Origin of the sequence: Carnobacterium viridans (assembly GCF_900102725.1) — a bacterium.
Taxonomy (GTDB): Bacteria; Bacillota; Bacilli; order Lactobacillales; family Carnobacteriaceae; genus Carnobacterium_B; species Carnobacterium_B viridans.
Window position 1 is genome coordinate 574,329 of sequence record NZ_FNJW01000008.1, and the last position, 19,213, is coordinate 593,541.

Here is a 19,213-nt window from a genome sequence, read left to right on the forward strand (position 1 = left end):
TTTTCCACCTCCAATAAGACCCGTTTTTAAATAAAACTCATTTTATAAAAGCCTTTGTTGCTTTTCTTTCGCCGATAAGCGCTGGATCATCCTGAGCATATTTTACAAAACGATAAATTTGTGTCATTTGGCTCATTACGGCTTGAACAGAATAGGTATCAAGATATTCTAAACTTCTCAAACCAAAATCCTCTCTCAAACTATTTGAATGATAAAGGGTGTCAATGTATCCTGCCAACCGTTCATTTTCTTCTAAACCTACCAAGTAACCATTCTCACCATGATGAATCAAGTCCCGATTGCCCCTGCAGTCCGTAGCGATTATTGGAAGACCCGTTCCCATTGCCTCTAAAAGATTCACCGGTAAACCTTCTTGCGTTGAAGTAGAAATAACGATATCTGCTATACTCATTAACTGATCAACATCCGTTCGGTAACCTAATAAAAACACATTTTCTTCTAACTGCAAATCTTTGATTTGTTGAGCATACTGTTCTTTTAATTCGCCATCTCCAACTAACAACAATTTAGCTTGGGGTATAGTCTTAATGACGGTTTTCATCATAGTGATAGCCAGATGCTGGTTTTTTCTTTTACTTAGTTCTCCAACGTAAATCAAGAGAAATTCTTCTTTTTTATATCCTGATAAACTTCTTCTTAAATCTTTTAATTCTGAATCGATTGGCTTAAATTTATTTTTATTGATGCCTACTCCACTAATTTTTTCAATTCTCTTCGCCTTAAATTGTTTAGTAAGAGCTGTACGATAGTCTTCTTCATTAATGGTGATCAAACAATCCGTATACCTAGACAGCCATTTTTCTACTGTATAGTACATTAACCAATTTTTTGTTGGTGCACCTTTGAAAAAATGAAACCCGTGCGCGGTATATACAACTTTAGTCTGACGTTTGCGAGCTTCTCTAGCTGCGAGCCTGGACAACACGCCTCCGATTGGAGAATGGCAATGAATAAACGCATACTCTTCACGGTCAATAATTTGTTTGATTTCTTTATAAGCTGAGTAATTTATAACTTTAAATGGATTTCGGTTAATGGCTACATCGAAGACTGTTACTCTTTGTTGTTCTAGTTGCTTTCTAAATCGATGATTTCTTTCATTCGCTGCTGTATCTTCATCTTTAAAATTTGCTAAAACATGGACTTCATACCCCTCATCTTGCAGTAAGTGTATATTTGGCACATTGAAGCCTTCTATCATTGGAGCAATTGATGCTAAAATTAATACTTTATCCATAATAGTACCCTCCAAAGTTGGTATTTATACAAAATGATCAACCGTTAGTCGACCAATAGTGGACTAACTTGAACTTTTTTCCATAGCAGCTGGACTTGACTTTCAGGAACAAGGATTCTTTTCATTTCATCGATGACTCTAAATTGTTCTTCTTCAGTCATGTTGGAACCTGAAGGAATGCATATTCCCATCTTAAAGAGCATTTCTGACACAGCTGTTGTTCTTTCATTATGTTTATAAAATTTAGTGTGTTTAAAAAGCGGTTGCATTTGAAGGGGTTTCCATAATAGACGTGTCTCAATGTTTGCTTGATTCATTTTATCCATAAATTCGAATGGGGTCACTTTTGTCATAAATGGGTCAATAACTAATGTGGTCAACCAACGATTAGATTTCGACTGTTCGATTTCAGGCATAAAATGAATTTCCTCAATTGAATTTAATTCTTGATAGTATTTCTGGAATATCGCTCTTCTTTTATCGACTCGCTCATCCAACACTTCGAGTTGAGCTCTTCCAATTCCAGCAAGAACATTGCTCATTCTGTAATTGTAGCCAACAAGTGAATGTTGGTAATAGGGAGCGGCATCTTTTGCTTGAGTAGCCAAGAAAAAAGCTTTAGCCAACAATTCTTCATCGTCACTTACTAATGCTCCTCCACCAGAAGTTGTGATAATTTTATTTCCATTAAAGGAATAGATACCAATTTTTCCAAATGTCCCACTTTTTTTATTCTTGTATTCTGCTCCTAAAGATTCCGCAGCATCTTCAATAATTGGAATACCGAATAGATCTGCAATGGCTAATAGTGCATCCATATCTGCACTTTGTCCATAAAGGTTCACCACAATAATCGCTTTTGGCAATCGTGTTTCTAAACTGGCATCAAATAGTGCTCGTTCTAAGGCTTGCGGTGACATATTCCAACTGTTAGGTTCAGAATCTATAAAGGTTAATTCAGCTCCTAAATACAATGCTGGATTAGCGCTAGCAACAAATGTAAAGCTTGAACAAAATACACTGTCTCCTTTTTCTACCCCTAGACATGCTAAGGCTAGATGGATAGCAGCTGTACCTGAACTTGTTACTGAAGCACCTTTATTGTTTGTATATTGAGCTAACTCTTTTTCAAAATGAGTGACATTTGAACCTAAGGGAGCAATCCAATTTGAATCAAATGCCTCTTGAATGTATTTTTGTTCATTTCCTGACATATGTGGTGAAGACAGTAAAATCCGCTCACTGTTTGCCATAGATTTCCCTTCTTTCTCTATCGCTTATTCCCATCAGATTTCGTTTGAATCAGCGATGACTATTTTTTTGTTTACTGCATTTCAGATTTCCTGTTTTGTACTAATGAACCCGAGTCAAAGGAAACCGCCTGAGTAAATAAAGGCGTGACATTGTTCGTTACTTTTTCTTGTTCCCATTGTCTTTTGCGATATTCATCAAATGCAAGGATGTAATCGACTTCTTTTTCAACGATATCCGCTTTCATTAAAACTTTTTGGATTGTCATTAGTGTAATTTTTATATCAAGTAAAACTGAACATTTTTCAACATATTCCACATCCAACGCAAAACGTTCTTCCCAACTTAAGTGATTGCGTCCATTTACTTGTGCCCATCCACTAATACCAGGCTTTACATCGTGCCGACGCAATTCTTTCTTGTTGTAACAAGGTAAGTATTCAACTAATAAAGGCCTAGGACCAATGAAACTCATATCTCCTTTTAATATATTGATCATTTGAGGCAGTTCATCAAGACTTAATTTACGAATAACTTGACCAACCTTTAACATACGATCATCGTGAGACAACTCTTGCTCATTGATTATCACTGGGTTTCTCATGCTGCGTAGTTTATACATGTTAAATAGTTTATTGTCTTTCCCGACACGTTCTTGAATAAAGAAGACAGGACCAGAAGGATCTTCAATTTTTATCAAAATCCCTACAATTAATAAGATTGGTAAAACTATTAGGAATAACATAGCGGCAAAAATCCATTCAATCATTGATTTAATAGGATAATACTTTGTCATAAAGTTCTCTCCTTTATCTTTTACATTTCTGTTAACTATTTATCAATAAGAGAGGCTTCAAAATTGGATTGCTAGAGAGCATTTATTAAATAGGGGTGTAACTAATGTGGGGAATTTAGAGGTTTAGATTTCATTAAGAAGAAAATAAGGGGGATTAAGTTAAAAATTAACAACTTACGATTAAAAAGAGTTTTTTTATAATGAGGTTGAAGCAATTGAAGAGGAATTTTGTGGGATATTGATGACCGTAGTAGATTTAAATCGCTTGAAAGCAGACAATTGATATCCGCAAAATTGGTAGCCCTGATGATAGTACATATGGTTAGCTTTAGTTTCTTTATCTACAACTAATAACACTTTTTTGTCTTTTGCTAATGCCATAATGAATCTTTGTATTTGTGTTCCAATCCCTTTGTTTTGAAAATTCGGTGCTACTTCAAAGTGATCAATTTCAATATATTTTGAAGATATAATAATATTAACCGTTCCTACAACTTGTCCATTTAAATAGGCATTGATTTGCTGAATTTCCGGGGAGATAAAGCGATCTAGATAAAATTTTTGTTTTTTGTGAGCGTATGACATTCCATTCTTTAAATTCAGTTGATACATAAACTCTAAGTACTCTTTTAATTGCTCGTTATTTTCTACTAAACTTACCTTGATTTCTTCATTTTGATGAGTAAAGTAAAAATCCTTTGGGTCAATAACGAGCAGTTCTTCAGCAGAGACCGTATAGTTTTCTGTTGCAAGATACTCTTCTATCTCTTTAGAGAAAGGTTCATTTTCTGGTCCATATAAATAAATAAAATCTTGTTGCGTTTTTCTTTGAAAATCCGTCAGATTCTTTTCAGCTAAACAAAATTCTTCCAGGGTAGGATTTCGTTTAAATCTTAATCTATTACAAGAATATAAAAAGGGCAGTTTTTTATTTTGATAATGGTAATAATAGTCTGTTTCTTCTATCTGCGTGTATTCGTGATAGGTCTCGCTGAACGATATCATTCTCCTCACTCCTTTTGAAGTAAACTACTATAATGTTGTCTATGTTCTAGTTTAATTTAAGTTCGATACTTTGGAAAAAAAGTAGTTTCCTTATCAAAATTACCTAGTGTTTTACGCATCTGAACTAATTTTTCATAAATAATTGGATCATGTATTTTTTTTCCTACATAAAATGGATGATCTCCACTTCTAGCATAGCCTTTTTTATGTAGGTATATTCCGTCTTCGCCTTTATGACCACCACCTAGAATGTATTTCTTTAACCCTTTCTCTTTTAGCCACTGGATAGTCGTCAATTCTACCAAAGCTTCTGGATGGTAGCAGTAGTAATCCTCAAGTGTTCCCGCTAAAAACCCAAATGATCTTTCTTTACCAATTAATACTAGTGCTGAAGAAATAGTTTTTCCATCCATTAAAGCATGGAGATAAAGAAATTGACCCTTCATTGTTTCGTGGATTTGTTCAAAAAAAGATTTGTTAAAGTAATAATAACTTTCTGCACCGGTACGTTTCATTGTTGAATAATAAACCGTTAAAAAATCATCAATATACTCCCCGGTCTCATCCAGAACAATTTTTATCCCGCTATTTTTAGCCTTTTCTGCATTTCGCAAAATAGTCTTACGAACATCTTTTCTTACTGGCAGATTTAAATCCCTAACGATATTGTTTCCAATCAATGATACATCCCCGTAAAATGAGTCCCGTACTTGTGTGTTTTCGAATAGATCAAAGCGTATAAATTCTGTTATAATGTTATTTTTTTGACAATAATTTGAAAAGGCTTCAAAATAACCTGCTAATAATTTTTTTTCATCTGTGGTTTCTTGAATAACTGGCCCACCATAACCGTATGGGGTTACAATATCAAAAAATTCTTTGTTTTCTAGATTAAACGGAATTCCCCTTTTAATAAACATATTTTTTATTTTCCCATACTCGCTTTCGAAATTAAAAACTGTTAATTCTCCTTCTTCAATCGACTCATACAACTTTCCATAAGGCTCGGTAAAATTAATTTCCATTTAGCATTTCTCCCTTGCAATTTTTTATAAAAATTTATAAAAAGACAACCTAAATAAGCTTACGTTACATGATTTTTTCTAAAATAGCTTCTGACTTACGGTAAAAAAGATAGATGGGGTAGTTCAAAATTATGAAGTATTCATTGTGGCGTGTGGGGTGAAAAAGAGTAAACTAAATAAGGGTTTGTGATGTATTTCTTGAAACGAATCTAAAAACATAAAGTGTATGAGCGGTCAGGATGACCTAGGATAAAACTGAGGGGTACTGCTTTAAAGAGGTTAAAAATAAGTATTCAATAATAGCAAAAGTTTTGGGGCATTTGCTATCGATTTGATACACTAAGTATAGCAAGTACTATTTGAAAGAGCTATCGTTTTATAATTAAACTCTAATTATCGGCCTCGACTTGTGACGAAAATATGTACAGCTCTATCCCAAACGCCTATTCTTAGGCATTTAGAGCTGTACATGTTTAGTAAGAATATTAAATTAAACATTGATTATGCGTAACTTCTACATAGTTCTGCGCATTCTAAACAAACTTTTGCGCATCTTTGACAGTGATCATGCTCATGCTTTTCACATTCTTTTCCGCAAGCCTGACAGATAGTCGCACATAAAGCGATTAGGTCAGTTGATAAGGCACTTTCACGAGTTATTGCTGTTGAAGCAAATGCACATATATCTGCACATTCTCTGTCTAAACGTATACATTCTGCCATCATTTGAACGTGGTCTTCTTTTAGACAAGCATCAAAACATTCATTACAAACACGTTGACACTCAAACATTTTTTCCGAGATTTTTACTAATTGTTCTTGCATAATATCCCTCCTACTATTTTTTTACACTTTTAGTATAAGTCTTTTAGAGAGGGCTATCAAATGATACAGTTTTTATTTCCCATTAGAATTTTTTATAACCTTCTAACAAATTTAATTAAAATAACAAAGAGCCCTAAACCAAAGTTTTACCTTTGATTTAGAGCTCTTCTATTATAAATGGCTCTTCGTCAAAAATGGTGTTGAATAAAACAAAAAAAATTTCTTCTGGAATAAACGGTTTTGCTTGTGGAGAGCCACGGGAACGTCTGAAGCCTGTAGTCTTCAGAGCTTTCAAGCCTCAAATAAAGCGTAATCGCTGAAGCGCTAATGCTTTATAATTCGCATTGAATCCTTTTCATGGCTACAAGCAAACCCTATTCCTCCAGAAATTTAGTGTCATTCATTTATCTAAGCTATCAACACTAAAGAGTTAAAGTCTTTAAAGCTCTTCGTCAAAAATGGTGTTGAATAAAACAAAAAAATTTCTTCTGGAATAGACGGTTTTGCTTGTGGAGAGCCATGGGAACGTCTGAAGCTGCTCTATTTTAGAACGTGTTTCAAAAAGCAGACCTGACGTCCACTTCACAAATAATACTCGATGGTCGGTGACCATACTGCGCTTATTCGCTCCAGTTGCCCTAGCTCTTGCGGCTTTAGTCGCTTAGAGATAAGGTATGCGTTAGAAGTTTCAGGTCTAAACGCTTTTAGCCACACTCCCAATGAAGCGCTAATGCTTTATAATTCGCATTGAATCCAATGCATGGCTACAAGCAAACCCTATTCCTCCAGAAATTTAGTGTCATTCATTTATCTAAGCTATCAACACTAAACGTGATTAATTTTGTATTGCCCACTCATAAATTGCATGGGCCACACCATCTTCTTGATTAGATTTAGTTTCATGTTTAGCAACTTGTTTAATGGAGTCTACCGCATTGCCCATAGCAACGCTTGTACCGGCTACTTTCATCATGTCTAAATCGTTCTCTCCATCACCAATTGCCATTACTTCATCCATAGAAAAACCAAGTTTAGTTGCCAAACCTGTCAATGCTTCACCTTTATTCGCATTTTTCGGCAATAATTCTAAAACATACGATAAGCTTCGTATAGGATAAAAGTACTCAACGATAAAAGATGGCAAAGAAGAAGCTAGGCGGTCAAGTTCCGTTTCTGATGCTACATACATTGCTTTAAAAACAGTCAGATCATGCGGTAATTTTTCTAATGGCAAATGGACTTTTTCCATACCTAATAGATCAGCATCAAATTGCAGCATTTCCGTTGGTGCGCCTGTGTAATAGTATTCCTTTTCATCAAAATAAGTAAAGTTCATCTCAAAAGGTTCAATCAATCGTTCCGCTTGCTTTAAATGATCATGATTTAATTCATGTGAATACACAATTTCCCATGTCGTAGTCTTTTGTACGACTGTACCGTTTAATGAAATAACATAATCTTCTTCATCCTGAGGCAATTCTAATTCTTTTAGGTACTCATAAACCGCTTGAACAGGTCTTCCTGTACATAAAACAATTCTAATACCTGCTTCACTTGCTTTGGTTATCGCCTTTTTAACTTTATCTGTAACCAAATGCTGCTCATTTAATAATGTTCCATCCATATCGATTGCAATTAACTTAATCAATTTATTCTCCTCCATCTAACTATTCCTTTAAAATAGTAGGTTACTAATACTCTGCGTATTCGTAGTCTACTCCTTTTAACGCTTGTTTCACCCATTGATTATGAGTGGTTTCTTGTTTTTGTGTAGCTAAATTTTCAATAGATTTTTCAATATCCAAACAAGCTTGAAAGAATTGTAGTGCATCTTCTTCCATTTTGAATTGAAACTCTTGAGCAAGCTCTATTGTGTTTGCATAATGCAAAACAACTTCTTTTTCATTTAGATAAATGCTAAAATAAGTTGAAATTTTTCTTTCCTTCACTGTAAGCCACTCCTCATCTAGTTAAATTATTGAAAAACTACTTACAAATATCATACCACTAATTCGGAAGAATCAGTAGAACGATTGCTTTGCAATAAAAATTCTCACTCCATATGTCTAGAGTAAAAAGGTTTGATTCTCAAGCCTTAATCGGCTGAGTCACATTCCATAAGTACAGCCATTAGACAAATCTTTACACTAATCTATCCCTATAGAAAAACACCTGAAACTAAAAGCTGTTACTCAGCTACTTTAGTTTCAAGTGTTTTTTGGTTTAATGCTTTTTTAGAGATAAATTTGACAAAAGTTAGTTGCAAAAGAATGCCCAATCCTGCTCCATAGCTATCAATGACCACATCGCTTAATTGACCACCTCGACCGGGTACCACCAACTGATGGATCTCATCTGAAAAAGCATAAGCTACACATATGAGCAAACTAATCGTTACCGATTTGAATTCCGATACTCCAGTACTGTTTAATGCGTATTTCACTAAAACTCCTAGAATCAGGTAGATGAAAAAATGAGCATTTTTCCGGATAAAATGATGCAAATCTGGCGGAACAAGAGCCTGTCTTACTCCAATAGACAAACTATACACAAAATAACCTACAAGGAAAATCAATAATAGTTCTTTTATTCCAATCGTTACTCCGCGTTTTTTTAATTTAACTATAGCAAAGCCAGCTAAACCAATCACTACAATTACTTGAGTTACCTTAATAACTTGTATACTGATGCCTAAAACCGTATGACTTAAATCCCAAGATTGTTGTTGAACTTGATGTGAAAAATAAAAAATCAAACTCATCCAACCTAGAACGATTAGCCACGGAAAAATTTTTGTTGGTCTTCTATTTTCAACTTTCATTTTCACACACCCTTTAAATTCAAACTTTATTTACTATTTTTTCGTTTAATCTGATTTTTCTAGTATACAGATATTATCTCGACTATTCAAATAACTATCGCTAATTTTACACTAGTATCAAAACCGAATCTATAAATATCATGTCTATCTCTATATCTTTTTTTTAAATTTACGGGTAAACTATGAATATCAAGTTTTCTGAATAGGTTTACATTTCTTTATTTGTGTATTCACTCAGCCATTAAAAATTCCAAGAAAATGAGGGATCAGTATGCGTGAAGTGTTAGATGCAAGTGAACGTAGAAAATTAGAAGTCGTCGAGTATCTTTATTTTACTGGAGGCTGGGTGACTCTAAAGGAACTTGCCCAAAAAACAGTCGGTTCTGAAAGAATTTTAAAACAGGATATGCTTCAACTGCGTGACTACTTTTCTAAAGAAGTGTTGCAAACTTCTCATCTTGGGGTTCGTCTGGTTCTACCTTCGCATAAAGATTGCGATGATCTTTACCGATATTTTTTATCAAACAGCTTAGCGTTTAAATTTGTAGAAATGCTTATTTATGATGAAACGAAAACCGTATTTGAATTAGCTGAAGAATTATATATCAGTTCATCTACATTATTTCGTCTCATAAAAAAATTAAACCTATCTTTAGCAGATTATTACGTTCAAGTGCAGACAAACCCTTGCAAGCTGATCAGTGAAAACGAAGAAAGTATCCGTTATTTTTATATCAGTTATTTTTCGGAACGATACAATAATCTAGAATGGCCATTTAAAACCATTAATCAAACTATTTTTGAACAATTGCTGACTTTTATTGCAAAAAAAAACAATATCCCATTAAATTTTGCTGATTTTAAACGTTTGAAACTTTGGACAGCTATCCCTTACTTACGGGTTAAACAAGGTCATCATGTAGCTATAAAGTCTTCTAATTATTCCAAAATGATTCCAGATTTTTCAAAATTTCAACCTTTAACAGGAATAATCGAAAAAAAATTAGCTATTACACTTAATAACGAATTCATTGAACAAGTTTTTTCAATTTTTATTAACAATAATTTCAAATTCAGCTACGAATCTTTAATTGAGGATACTAAAACCGATCCTACTGTTAAAGAACGAGTCTCTCATCATGCCACTTTGCTGCATAATTTATCAAATCAAATTGGAATACCCATACTTAATTATCAACACTTATTGACAGAGATGTTTAATATTTCGCATTTTGTATTCAAGTCAAAAGAAGGACAATTCCCGCCTCCTTATATTTTATTTAATTCAAAAAAAGATTTTGTTCAATCGATGGAAGAAAAGTTTCCTGATTTTATAACACTAGCTTTTTCAAATTTAAAAGAATATGAAAAAAAGACACATGAAAAATATAGTGAAACTGCTAGATATGAAATCATCTATACTTTACTCATACATTGGGATCACTTGATACCAGAACTTTATAACCAAAAAGATAAAGTCCGATTATTGATTGTAAGTGATTTCGATATTGAGCATGCTAAAATGGTTCAAGATTTATTGCATCGTTTTTTCAAAAATGAAATTATTACTACTCTCTATACCAATCCTACATTTTCATTGAAACAGCTTAATAACCATGCTTACGATATTTTAATTACCACTTTTACACTTCCCTTTGATGATAAAACAATTGAGCAAAGTTGTATTTGCATCCGAAATGTTCCAACAAAGCGCAACTTAACAGATATCGCTCTAGCAATTGAACAGCAATACAAACTTAAAAAGCACCCTTTTAAAAGTAAAGTGCAAAAATTCATTCAGTTCTAACCGTAATCTAAAAAAGGAATAGGTTGAATACAAAAAAGGATTTGAGACAATTGACATGTCTCGAATCCTTTTTTGTCTAATTTTTACTTATCGCTTATATTCATTTATCTGTTCATATACCTCAAAATAATGATTCCATTATCTACAATATATTCTTCCAATTTCAACTCAATTGGTGGATGTCCGCTGTAAAATAATGGACGGCCAGCCCCTAGAATCACTGGAATTAGCCCAATAATATACTCATCAATACAATCTGCTTTTAAAAAGGTATTAATAAGCTGGCCACCACCAAATAACATAATGTCTTTACCTGGCTTTAATTGCTCTTCTTTGATGACCTCGATGATATCTTCGCCACAAAATTTAATATTATCATAATCAGTGATCGTCGAATGAGTAGCCACATAAATGGTTTTCGCTTTGAATTCCAGGTGCATATCTTGTTCATAACACCTATTCCCCATCACAACAATATCAATATCTTCTAACAATGTTTCATAATTGTATTGATTATCTGTATTTAATGTATCGTCTTCGTACCCTTTGATCCATTCAAAGCTGCCATCTTCATTAGCGATAAAGCCATCTAAACTCATTGCTAAGTTCATAATGATCCGTCTCATCCTACCATCTCCTTTAACAAAAACTCCAATCTTTTAAAAAGTTTGGAGTTTCAATTTTACCCTTCATACGCTTTTTTCAATTCGGCAATATTCATTTTTTTCATTGGAAGAAAGGCTTGTGTCACACGATCTAATTGCACACGGTTTTTTGTATTCATCATGTCATTCATGATCGTAGGCGAAACTTGCCATGAGAATCCGAACTTATCTTTCAACCAGCCACATTGCTCAGCTTCAGGCACAAAAGAGAGTTTTTCCCAATAGTAATCAATTTCTTCTTGCGTATCACAGTTGACTAGAAAAGAAATGGCTTCAGAAAATTCAAATCCATGTGCAACGGCACTATCCATCGCTACAAAATTTTGTCCTTCCAAATTAAACGCTCCATACATCAATTTTCCACCTTGTCCTTGTTCATCATTCTCACCATAATAACTCAACCCGTCAATGGCCGCATTAGTAAAGACTGACGTGTAAAATTCGATTGCCTCTTTTGCTTTGCCATACTGTTTATCTGTAAATAACAGAGTTGGCGTGATTTTTTGCGCAATCAATTGATCGGGCAAATACATAATTTGCCAAGAGAGACCATACTTATCTTCTGTCCAGCCATATTTTTCGCTAAATGGATAAGCATCAAGCGGCATCATTATGGAACCTCCTTTGGATAGTTGTTTCCATAAATGATCTACTTCTGCTAAAGTTTTACAAACGACTTGCAAAGAAACAGATGGATTCAACTTAAATATTGGACCAGCTGAAATGGACATAAAACTTTGGCCAGCTAAAGTGAACACGATGCTCTCTGCCGATCCAGAAGGAGTATCATTAAGAGTTACCACACTGTCAATAGAAGAATGATCAAATAAATTTGTGTAAAATTCTGCTGCTTCAAGAGCCTCTTTATCAAACCAAAGATGCGTAACAATTTTTTGCATGAGTGTACCTCCTCATCTATTTAATTCAGTATACCCTTGAAAAAAATATTTGTAAAAGCATCTTGACTGTCATTTCCTTATTGTTAAAACATGCTACTTTTATTAATCATTTTAGCAAATTAAGATACGATTGACCGACTTAAAGTGGAATCTCATTTGAGTAAGCACACTGAATCTTAGTTCGACTAACTCAGAATCACTTTCCGTTTGAGTTGATGCAATGAGCCTTAGTTCGACTAACTCAGATTCATTTCTCATTTGAGTTGATGCAACGAGCCTTAATTCGACCAACTCAAATCCATTTCTCGTTTGAGTCGATGCAACGAGCCTTAGTTCGATTAACTCAAATCCATTTCTCGTTTGAGTTGAGGCAATAAGCCTTAATTCGATTAACTCAAATCTATTTCTCATTTGAGTTGTTACAATGAGCCTTAGTTCGATTAACTCAAATCCATTTCTCTTTTGAGTTGATGCAATGAGCCTTAATTCGATTAACTCAGAATCGCAATCCAAATGAATTACCAAAATTTAAGTGGGAATGCCAAAGAAACTAGTTTTTACCATGAGGGAACAAGAGCCCCTTTAAATTCCTCTTCAATAAACTGCTTGATTTCGTCTGATGTATAGTATTCAACAAATTGTGCAATGGCTTCGTCATCTTTATCCTCTGTACGGGAAACAATGTAATTGGCTTGTTCTAAGTTATCGATATTCTCCATAAATATTCCGGATTCTTTTGGATTCAGTCCAGCATCTAAAGCAAAATTTGAATTGATACCTGCAGCACCCAGATCTTGCAATTGAGCTGGCAACTGTGCGGCCTCAGATGCAATGAAATCTAACTTCAATGAATTTTCTACGATATCGCTAATGGTGACTTCTTGCCCAGAGCCTTCTGGTAAAGTAATCAACCCAGCTTCTTCAAATAATTGCAGTGCACGTCCTTCTTGGGTCGGCGAGTTCGGGATGCCAATCGTATCTCCTTCTTTAATTTCACTTACATCATCATAAACTTCTGAGTAAATCCCCATTGGAATAGAAATCGTTGGTTCTATTTTTGCCAAATCATATCCACTTTCTTCTACCACAGTATCTAGAAAGGTACCTGTTTGGAAAGAGTTGATATCTAATTCGCCTTCCACTAGTGCTGTATTAGGTTGAACAAAGTCCGAAAATGAAATGACCTTAATTTCAAGTCCTTCTTCTGCTGCTAATTTTTTGACTTCATTTACGATATCTTCATGTGGGCCAGCTGTTACACCAACTGCTAATACGCCATCACTCAACAATCCTTCTTCTGCTGAATCAGCCTTATTTCCACTGCATCCTGCTAAAATTGCTCCAATAGCTACTGTTGTTAATAATCCCGCTTTTAATTTCATCCTATTTTCCCCCTATTAATGACTAACTAATTTTTCTGTCCTTAGAACGTTAAATGGCGCTAATCGAGCGATTCTTTTTGCAGCTTCTAAGATTCGATCATCCGATTGCGACAATCCTATTCGAACATATCCTTCACCTAGCGAACCAAAACCATTTCCAGGAGCCACGATCACATGCGCTTCATTCAACAAGACATCAAAAAATGTTTCTGACGTGAATCCTTTTGGCACTTTGATCCATACATAAAATGATCCTTGTGGTTTATGTATTTCCAATCCTGTATCTTTCAATTCAAAAAGAAATCGATCTCTACGGCTTTCGTAAATGGACACCAATTCTTTTACAGAAGATTGATCACTGCTTAAAGCCTTGGCTGCTGCCTTTTGGATACCACCATATAAACTGACACTTGTATGATCCTGCATGACATTTAAACTTTCGATAACGGATGGATTCCCCACTGCAAATCCAATGCGCCAACCTGCCATATTGTGTGATTTCGATAACGTGAAGAATTCAACTCCTACATCTTTTGCTCCTGGAGTCTGCAAAAAACTTAACGGCTTTTTACCATCAAATACAAGCGCACCATACGCAGCATCATGGGCTACACAAATCTGATTCTTTTGAGCAAATGCAACTGTGTCTGAAAAAAATTCTGGTGTTGCAATTGCTGCGGTTGGGTTATTTGGATAATTCAAAAAAAGCAATTTTGCTTCAGCAGCAACACTTTGATCAACCAAATCATACTCAGGTAAAAAATTGTTGCTGGCCAATAAAGGTAATGAAGCTACTTTTGCATTTGCCAAAGCAATTCCTGATAAGTAATCTGGATAAGAAGGATTCGGTAGCAAAACTGTATCCCCTTCATTCAGTAAACACTGGCTAATTTCAACAATTCCAGCTTTGGATCCATGTAAGACCGCTACTTCAGTATCTGGATCCACATATACACCGTATTCTCGTAAGTAATAATCTGCAACAGCCTTTCTTAAATAATCGTACCCTCTATAAGGACCATACTGATCATTTTTTGAATCATCCGCTGCAACTTTCAATTCTTCTATTATAAATTTAGGCGTTGGCAAATCAGGATTTCCAATTCCTAAATCAATCACATCATACCCTTGTTCAATGAGTTTAGTAGCTTTTGCTCGCAAATGAGAAAAGAACTGCTTCGGAAGCCGTTTGAGTGTTGCTGATGGCTCAAATGTTGTCATAACAATTCCTCCCAACTATTTTTTATACGGTTGTTGCTAAGTAATTTTCAAGCGAACGCATACCGCCTTGGATCACTTCTTTGGATACTCGATATTGCGATTGCAAAAGAATAGGGTCTACTGCTACTTTAGCGGCTACTTCACCCAGCTGTTCCTCAGTCAGATCACTCAAATTCAAATCAGCTAAAGTTTTTGGTAGGTTCAACGATTCATAAAAGACAGCTAATCGATCGATTTCAGCCCAATTCTCCTCAATAGCAAGTTGAACCATTATGCCATAACCGACTTTTTCTCCATGTAGAAAGGTGTGTGTTTCTGGAAAAGCCGTCAGTTTATCATGAACCGCATGTGCGACTGTTGAACGTGAATACCCATCCCCTAAACCACCTACCAATCCGCTGACCGCGATAATGGTCTCACTCACTTGAATAAAAGCGGGAGTCAGTGTTTGGTTTTGGATATCTTTCACTGCTTGCAAACCATAGTTGACAATGCTGTCTCGGCAATTTAAAGCTGCTGCACGGGACAATAAAAGTAACGCATTCGTTTGATATTCTGGTCTGGATAAGACAACATCCGATTCGTACCATTTGGCTAATGTATCGGCAATTCCTGCAACAAAATAATCAACTGGAGCATCCAACAATAGGTTGGGCTCAATAACTAATAGATTGACTTGTTTCGTATGGATAACAAAACCGAGACACACACCTTCAGCAGTATACATCACGCTTAGAGGGGTCCATGGAGCACAATTGCTGGCTAGTGTTGGAATGAGAACTGATTCAACACCAGATGACTTATCTGCTGCAAATTTAACAGCATCCATCAGTTTTCCGCCACCTACCCCAATGACCGCCTCTGCTTGCGTTTGACTTATTAATCCCACAATACGGTCAACTTCTTCATGGGTGCATTCACCGTTAAATAGTGCAAATTCTAAAGTGATGTCACTATCCATAAGCTGAGTTAAATAATTTTTCGCTTTATCCCACGAATCTGTTCCATGAATGATCAGCACTTTCGTGATACCACGTACCCTCAATTTTTCCGTTAAAGAATCCAATACCCCTACTCTGCATTCATATTCTTGTGGACCTGTTCTGGCAATTAATGACATAGGCTATTCCTCCATTTTTAGTTTTATCAATACAAAAAAACCGTCCTTGCACAAAAAATCTTTGTGCAAGGACGGAAAGATTCTCTCTCACGTGTTACCACCTTGTTTTATAAAAGCTTTACAGCCCCTACCTTAACCAGTACCTATAGTTCCCAGGGAACCTCTTTATACTGTGACAGGCTAACGGGTGCGACCGTATTAATCTAAAATTAAACAACCCTCGATTAATCCACTCCAAGACCATCTTCCATTTTACTTCTACTGCCTTTTTTCACCATTAGAGGCTCTCTATAAGTTTCGCATAAAATGTACTCTTCTCTTCGTTGTGTTTATTAACAGAAATTCTAATCATTTTGCAATCAAAATGTAATTTTATTCACTATAACAGTCTGTTATTTTTTTGTCAACACTCTCTTTTCAATTAATTGATTTATCCCTTAGCAATTAAAATTAATTACCATTTTCCCTTAAACATTTAGAGTTACTTAAACTAATTCTCAAAAGGTTAAGGAGAAATTAATTAAAGAACAGTTATAATTTAATTAAAATCATTAACTATCTAATGCCGCATCAATTGTTAACGTTTACAATTAAGTCATGTTACGTTTTTAACAAATTGACACATGAAATGGGGCCAGCAGGATGAAAGAAGATTTTGACTGTAATCATCACAAGGAATATTATAATAATTTGAGAACGACTTATTATCAATTTAATAAAAAAATAGCAACACCTAATTATACGCCTCTTCAAAACGAAAATAGCGACTCACATTACTATTATGAAACGTCATTTACTCGAATACCGATCAAACCTTTGTTGATTACAGACAAGACTCTTTCCGCCTTGCTAGCCATAAGTTTTGAACACTCCCACATTTTATTGAACGAGAACACCTATTACATAAAGGATATTCGTGATGTCAAAGATACTTTATTTAATACCATTGTTTTCCAGTTAGGAACTCCACCTTTAAAAACAAAGGAAAATTCTCGTACCATTATGAACCGTTACTTCAGCAAACGTCCGCTAAATTACCAAACCATTCAATCGATTGGTAAAAGTTTAGGATTTCATCACCGCTGTCCGTTTGTCTCAGGCTATCAAATATTTGTACCTGAGAAAGGCTCATCCAACGACTCTACCAGCTGGTATGGGCTTCATCATGTGCTTGATGCTGTGGAAGATAAAAAAGAAAATAGTATGCACGTCTACTTCCGGGATGGCCATGAATTGAAGCTTTTTATTTCAGCTCGCAGCTTTAACGAACAAGTAGAACGTTCTGCAAAACTTTCTTTTCTTCAGCAAAATGTAATTGATGACATTATTGGACTTTTGCATTTTACTCACACACCTCATTTTACGGATGAGCTGAATATCGTGCAAAGACGTGTAAAAGCTTCAACTTTCCTATCCGTGCTTTCTCCAATAGAAACACTCATCAATTATCTAACCATTTATCGTGCAAATGAATCCCTTGAAACGATTCTCGGAGAAGGGAACCCGTATATTGATGAGATCAGAGAAGATTTTTCTTTAAGTTTAAAGTTCAAGCCAACTTATTTCCACGACTAACAAGAACAGCTTATGCGATTATTTTTGATCCGCATAGGCTGTTCTTATGGTTTAAAGTTCTATTAGTCTTTCAAAATAAGTAAAAAATGATTCAACTTTACAGCCACTTTCTTTTTCCATTGATAGACTGTTTTCCGACTTACTCCTTGCTTTTTAGCAATTTCTGTAACCGATAAACCAGTGACCACAGTGTCTAATAAATAAGATTGTTCGTTTTTAGTCAGCAATGGCAGCATTTCTTTCAATAAATCCATCTCTTGATAGGCTTGTTCGAATGGCAAATGTGTATCTGGCTGCTGCTTAACCAAATCTTCTGGCCAAGGCATTTCACTTTCCCATTTTCGTTGTTGTCTCCTTAACAAATCCAACATTTTCCAGCGAACCTTAGTGTATGCAAAACCAGTAAATTGATACAGATATTCTGCCTGCTCTAAATCTTTTGGGAACGTTTCGTATGCTTCCACCAATTTCAGCAAACCTTGTTGCACAAAATCATCGTAGTCTGAATGATTCCGGCTCACACCTAATTTCTTCAATACCCCATGGACGACTCCTGAATGCTGATCAAAAAATGCTTTTTCCATTTCTTCACTTAGTTTCCTTATCATTTGGTTCAAATCCTTTGCACTAGTGTTACAAGGCCTTGTACTCTTAGAGCATAAAGCTTACTCGCAAAATCAACAAGAAACCAAACTAGACAAAAATGCCTCCAAAATCTCTTATTAAAGAGACTTTGAAAGCCATTGCTGTTTTTTTAAAAATTTAAAAATAAATCCATCATTAATGATGAAGAAATCACTCAATCGCCATTAAATTATTGGTGACAGAAGCCAATTCTCCTTCATAGGCCTTTGTTGTTTCATTAAATGTTAAAGACAGTAACAACTGTTGTTCTATTGATTCACCCTCTTTAGGCAACGAACGATAAACAACTGTTACATTTGTCAACTGTTCATTTCCCATTGAATGCAACCTAAACTGAAGCTTTTCGCTCACTTTAACTGCTTTTGGTTCAACTTTAATTCTTCCGGCAACGTCAGTCTGAATGATCGTTGCTCACTAGAACGAGCTAGTTTAACGCAATCCACCAGTTAATCAATCGTTTTAGAGCAATTGACACCAAATAGACAAAAAAACTGAGCTCTGCCTCTCAGTTTAACTTTTACTAATGTATTCAATTTTTTGATTTTCTTAGCAATAAACTTTGAATAATTATTAAACATCATCTTTACGTAATCTTATTTTCTAATAAATCAAACAGGCTTTTACTGGCTTTGTCATAATTTGTTCATTACTAAAAAAAATTTAATTCAATTTTTTTGATTTTTAATCTTTTCCAATAGCGTTTATGCTAAAATAATTTGAATTCGTTTAAAGATTCACATTTAAATGAATCGTTTGAAGGATTTGTTCAACATTATTCTTAACAACAAAAAAATGGATTTCCTTAGCTATCCAACTGTTTAAATCATCAAACGTATAGTTGTTCTTACGCAGGACTGTATCGATTGGACAATCTATATCACCATCAGCATTTATTAAAACATCGTCAGCATCGACGGT

19 protein-coding genes and 1 other annotated feature are annotated in these 19,213 nt (G+C 34.9%); of the genes, 2 read left to right on the forward strand and 17 right to left on the reverse strand.

The genetic code is table 11. From position 1 onward, the window contains the following. Positions 1–37: 37 nt before the first annotated feature. The 9 genes from BLT48_RS04170 to BLT48_RS04210 form a co-directional block, all read right to left on the reverse strand. Positions 38–1,258, reverse strand: a complete 1,221-nt coding sequence (locus BLT48_RS04170) for a glycosyltransferase family 4 protein (protein WP_089975450.1) — start codon at positions 1,256–1,258, stop codon at positions 38–40. A 44-nt stretch (positions 1,259–1,302) separates the two neighbouring features. After that, a complete protein-coding gene (locus tag BLT48_RS04175) occupies positions 1,303–2,511 on the reverse strand; it encodes a DegT/DnrJ/EryC1/StrS family aminotransferase (protein WP_023178276.1) in 1,209 nt (402 codons plus the stop codon). A 71-nt stretch (positions 2,512–2,582) separates the two neighbouring features. Next, positions 2,583–3,305, reverse strand: coding sequence for a sugar transferase (locus BLT48_RS04180; RefSeq protein ID WP_089975452.1), 723 nt, complete (start codon positions 3,303–3,305; stop codon positions 2,583–2,585). Between the two features lie 195 nt (positions 3,306–3,500). Continuing rightward, on the reverse strand, positions 3,501–4,310 hold the full coding sequence (locus BLT48_RS04185) for a GNAT family N-acetyltransferase (RefSeq protein ID WP_089975455.1): 810 nt from the start codon (positions 4,308–4,310) through the stop codon (positions 3,501–3,503). A gap of 56 nt (positions 4,311–4,366) precedes the next feature. Beyond that, entirely contained in the window at positions 4,367–5,335 is a 969-nt protein-coding gene (locus BLT48_RS04190) for a GNAT family N-acetyltransferase (protein WP_023178281.1), read from the reverse strand. Between the two features lie 501 nt (positions 5,336–5,836). Further along, positions 5,837–6,160 carry a four-helix bundle copper-binding protein gene (locus BLT48_RS04195; protein WP_035023426.1) on the reverse strand — a complete coding sequence of 108 codons (324 nt, stop codon included), beginning with the start codon at positions 6,158–6,160 and terminating at the stop codon, positions 5,837–5,839. Between the two features lie 835 nt (positions 6,161–6,995). After that, a complete protein-coding gene (locus BLT48_RS04200) occupies positions 6,996–7,808 on the reverse strand; it encodes a Cof-type HAD-IIB family hydrolase (protein ID WP_226776633.1) in 813 nt (270 codons plus the stop codon). A 43-nt stretch (positions 7,809–7,851) separates the two neighbouring features. Then, on the reverse strand, positions 7,852–8,109 hold the full coding sequence (locus tag BLT48_RS04205) for a hypothetical protein (protein ID WP_089975460.1): 258 nt from the start codon (positions 8,107–8,109) through the stop codon (positions 7,852–7,854). 239 nt (positions 8,110–8,348) lie between these two features. Beyond that, the gene (locus BLT48_RS04210; RefSeq protein ID WP_089975463.1) at positions 8,349–8,981 is read right to left on the reverse strand and encodes a VanZ family protein; all 633 of its coding nucleotides are present in this window, start codon (positions 8,979–8,981) and stop codon (positions 8,349–8,351) included. A 271-nt stretch (positions 8,982–9,252) separates the two neighbouring features. On the opposite strand from BLT48_RS04210, the gene BLT48_RS04215 reads away from it, so the two are divergent. Then, complete coding sequence (locus BLT48_RS04215) at positions 9,253–10,788, forward strand: AcpB/EbpR/MafR family transcriptional regulator (protein ID WP_089975465.1); 1,536 nt, start codon at positions 9,253–9,255, stop codon at positions 10,786–10,788. A 104-nt stretch (positions 10,789–10,892) separates the two neighbouring features. Here BLT48_RS04215 and BLT48_RS04220 read toward each other — a convergent pair whose 3' ends face one another. The 6 genes from BLT48_RS04220 to BLT48_RS04245 form a co-directional block, all read right to left on the reverse strand. Then, a complete protein-coding gene (locus tag BLT48_RS04220; protein ID WP_089975468.1) occupies positions 10,893–11,414 on the reverse strand; it encodes a dihydrofolate reductase family protein in 522 nt (173 codons plus the stop codon). 56 nt (positions 11,415–11,470) lie between these two features. Continuing rightward, positions 11,471–12,352, reverse strand: a complete 882-nt coding sequence (locus BLT48_RS04225) for a VOC family protein (RefSeq protein ID WP_089975471.1) — start codon at positions 12,350–12,352, stop codon at positions 11,471–11,473. Between the two features lie 111 nt (positions 12,353–12,463). Continuing rightward, on the reverse strand, positions 12,464–12,877 hold the full coding sequence (locus tag BLT48_RS04230; protein ID WP_176944062.1) for a hypothetical protein: 414 nt from the start codon (positions 12,875–12,877) through the stop codon (positions 12,464–12,466). 32 nt (positions 12,878–12,909) lie between these two features. Next, positions 12,910–13,734 carry a MetQ/NlpA family ABC transporter substrate-binding protein gene (locus BLT48_RS04235; RefSeq protein WP_089975476.1) on the reverse strand — a complete coding sequence of 275 codons (825 nt, stop codon included), beginning with the start codon at positions 13,732–13,734 and terminating at the stop codon, positions 12,910–12,912. Between the two features lie 15 nt (positions 13,735–13,749). Further along, positions 13,750–14,955, reverse strand: a complete 1,206-nt coding sequence (locus BLT48_RS04240; protein ID WP_089975479.1) for a pyridoxal phosphate-dependent aminotransferase — start codon at positions 14,953–14,955, stop codon at positions 13,750–13,752. A 22-nt stretch (positions 14,956–14,977) separates the two neighbouring features. Beyond that, positions 14,978–16,075, reverse strand: a complete 1,098-nt coding sequence (locus tag BLT48_RS04245; RefSeq protein ID WP_035023444.1) for an iron-containing alcohol dehydrogenase family protein — start codon at positions 16,073–16,075, stop codon at positions 14,978–14,980. 64 nt (positions 16,076–16,139) lie between these two features. Beyond that, positions 16,140–16,408 (reverse strand) — a binding site (T-box leader). A gap of 309 nt (positions 16,409–16,717) precedes the next feature. Here BLT48_RS04245 and BLT48_RS04250 point away from each other — a divergent pair. After that, the gene (locus BLT48_RS04250; protein WP_089975482.1) at positions 16,718–17,650 is read left to right on the forward strand and encodes a competence protein ComK; all 933 of its coding nucleotides are present in this window, start codon (positions 16,718–16,720) and stop codon (positions 17,648–17,650) included. Positions 17,651–17,712: 62 nt separating this feature from the next. Here the strand turns inward: BLT48_RS04250 and BLT48_RS04255 are convergent, their stop codons facing one another. Then, positions 17,713–18,258, reverse strand: a complete 546-nt coding sequence (locus BLT48_RS04255; protein WP_089975484.1) for a sigma-70 family RNA polymerase sigma factor — start codon at positions 18,256–18,258, stop codon at positions 17,713–17,715. Positions 18,259–18,445: 187 nt separating this feature from the next. Beyond that, positions 18,446–18,613: a hypothetical protein gene (locus BLT48_RS13815; RefSeq protein WP_176944063.1), complete on the reverse strand. Its 168-nt coding sequence runs from the start codon at positions 18,611–18,613 to the stop codon at positions 18,446–18,448. Between the last annotated feature and the right edge of the window lie 600 nt (positions 18,614–19,213).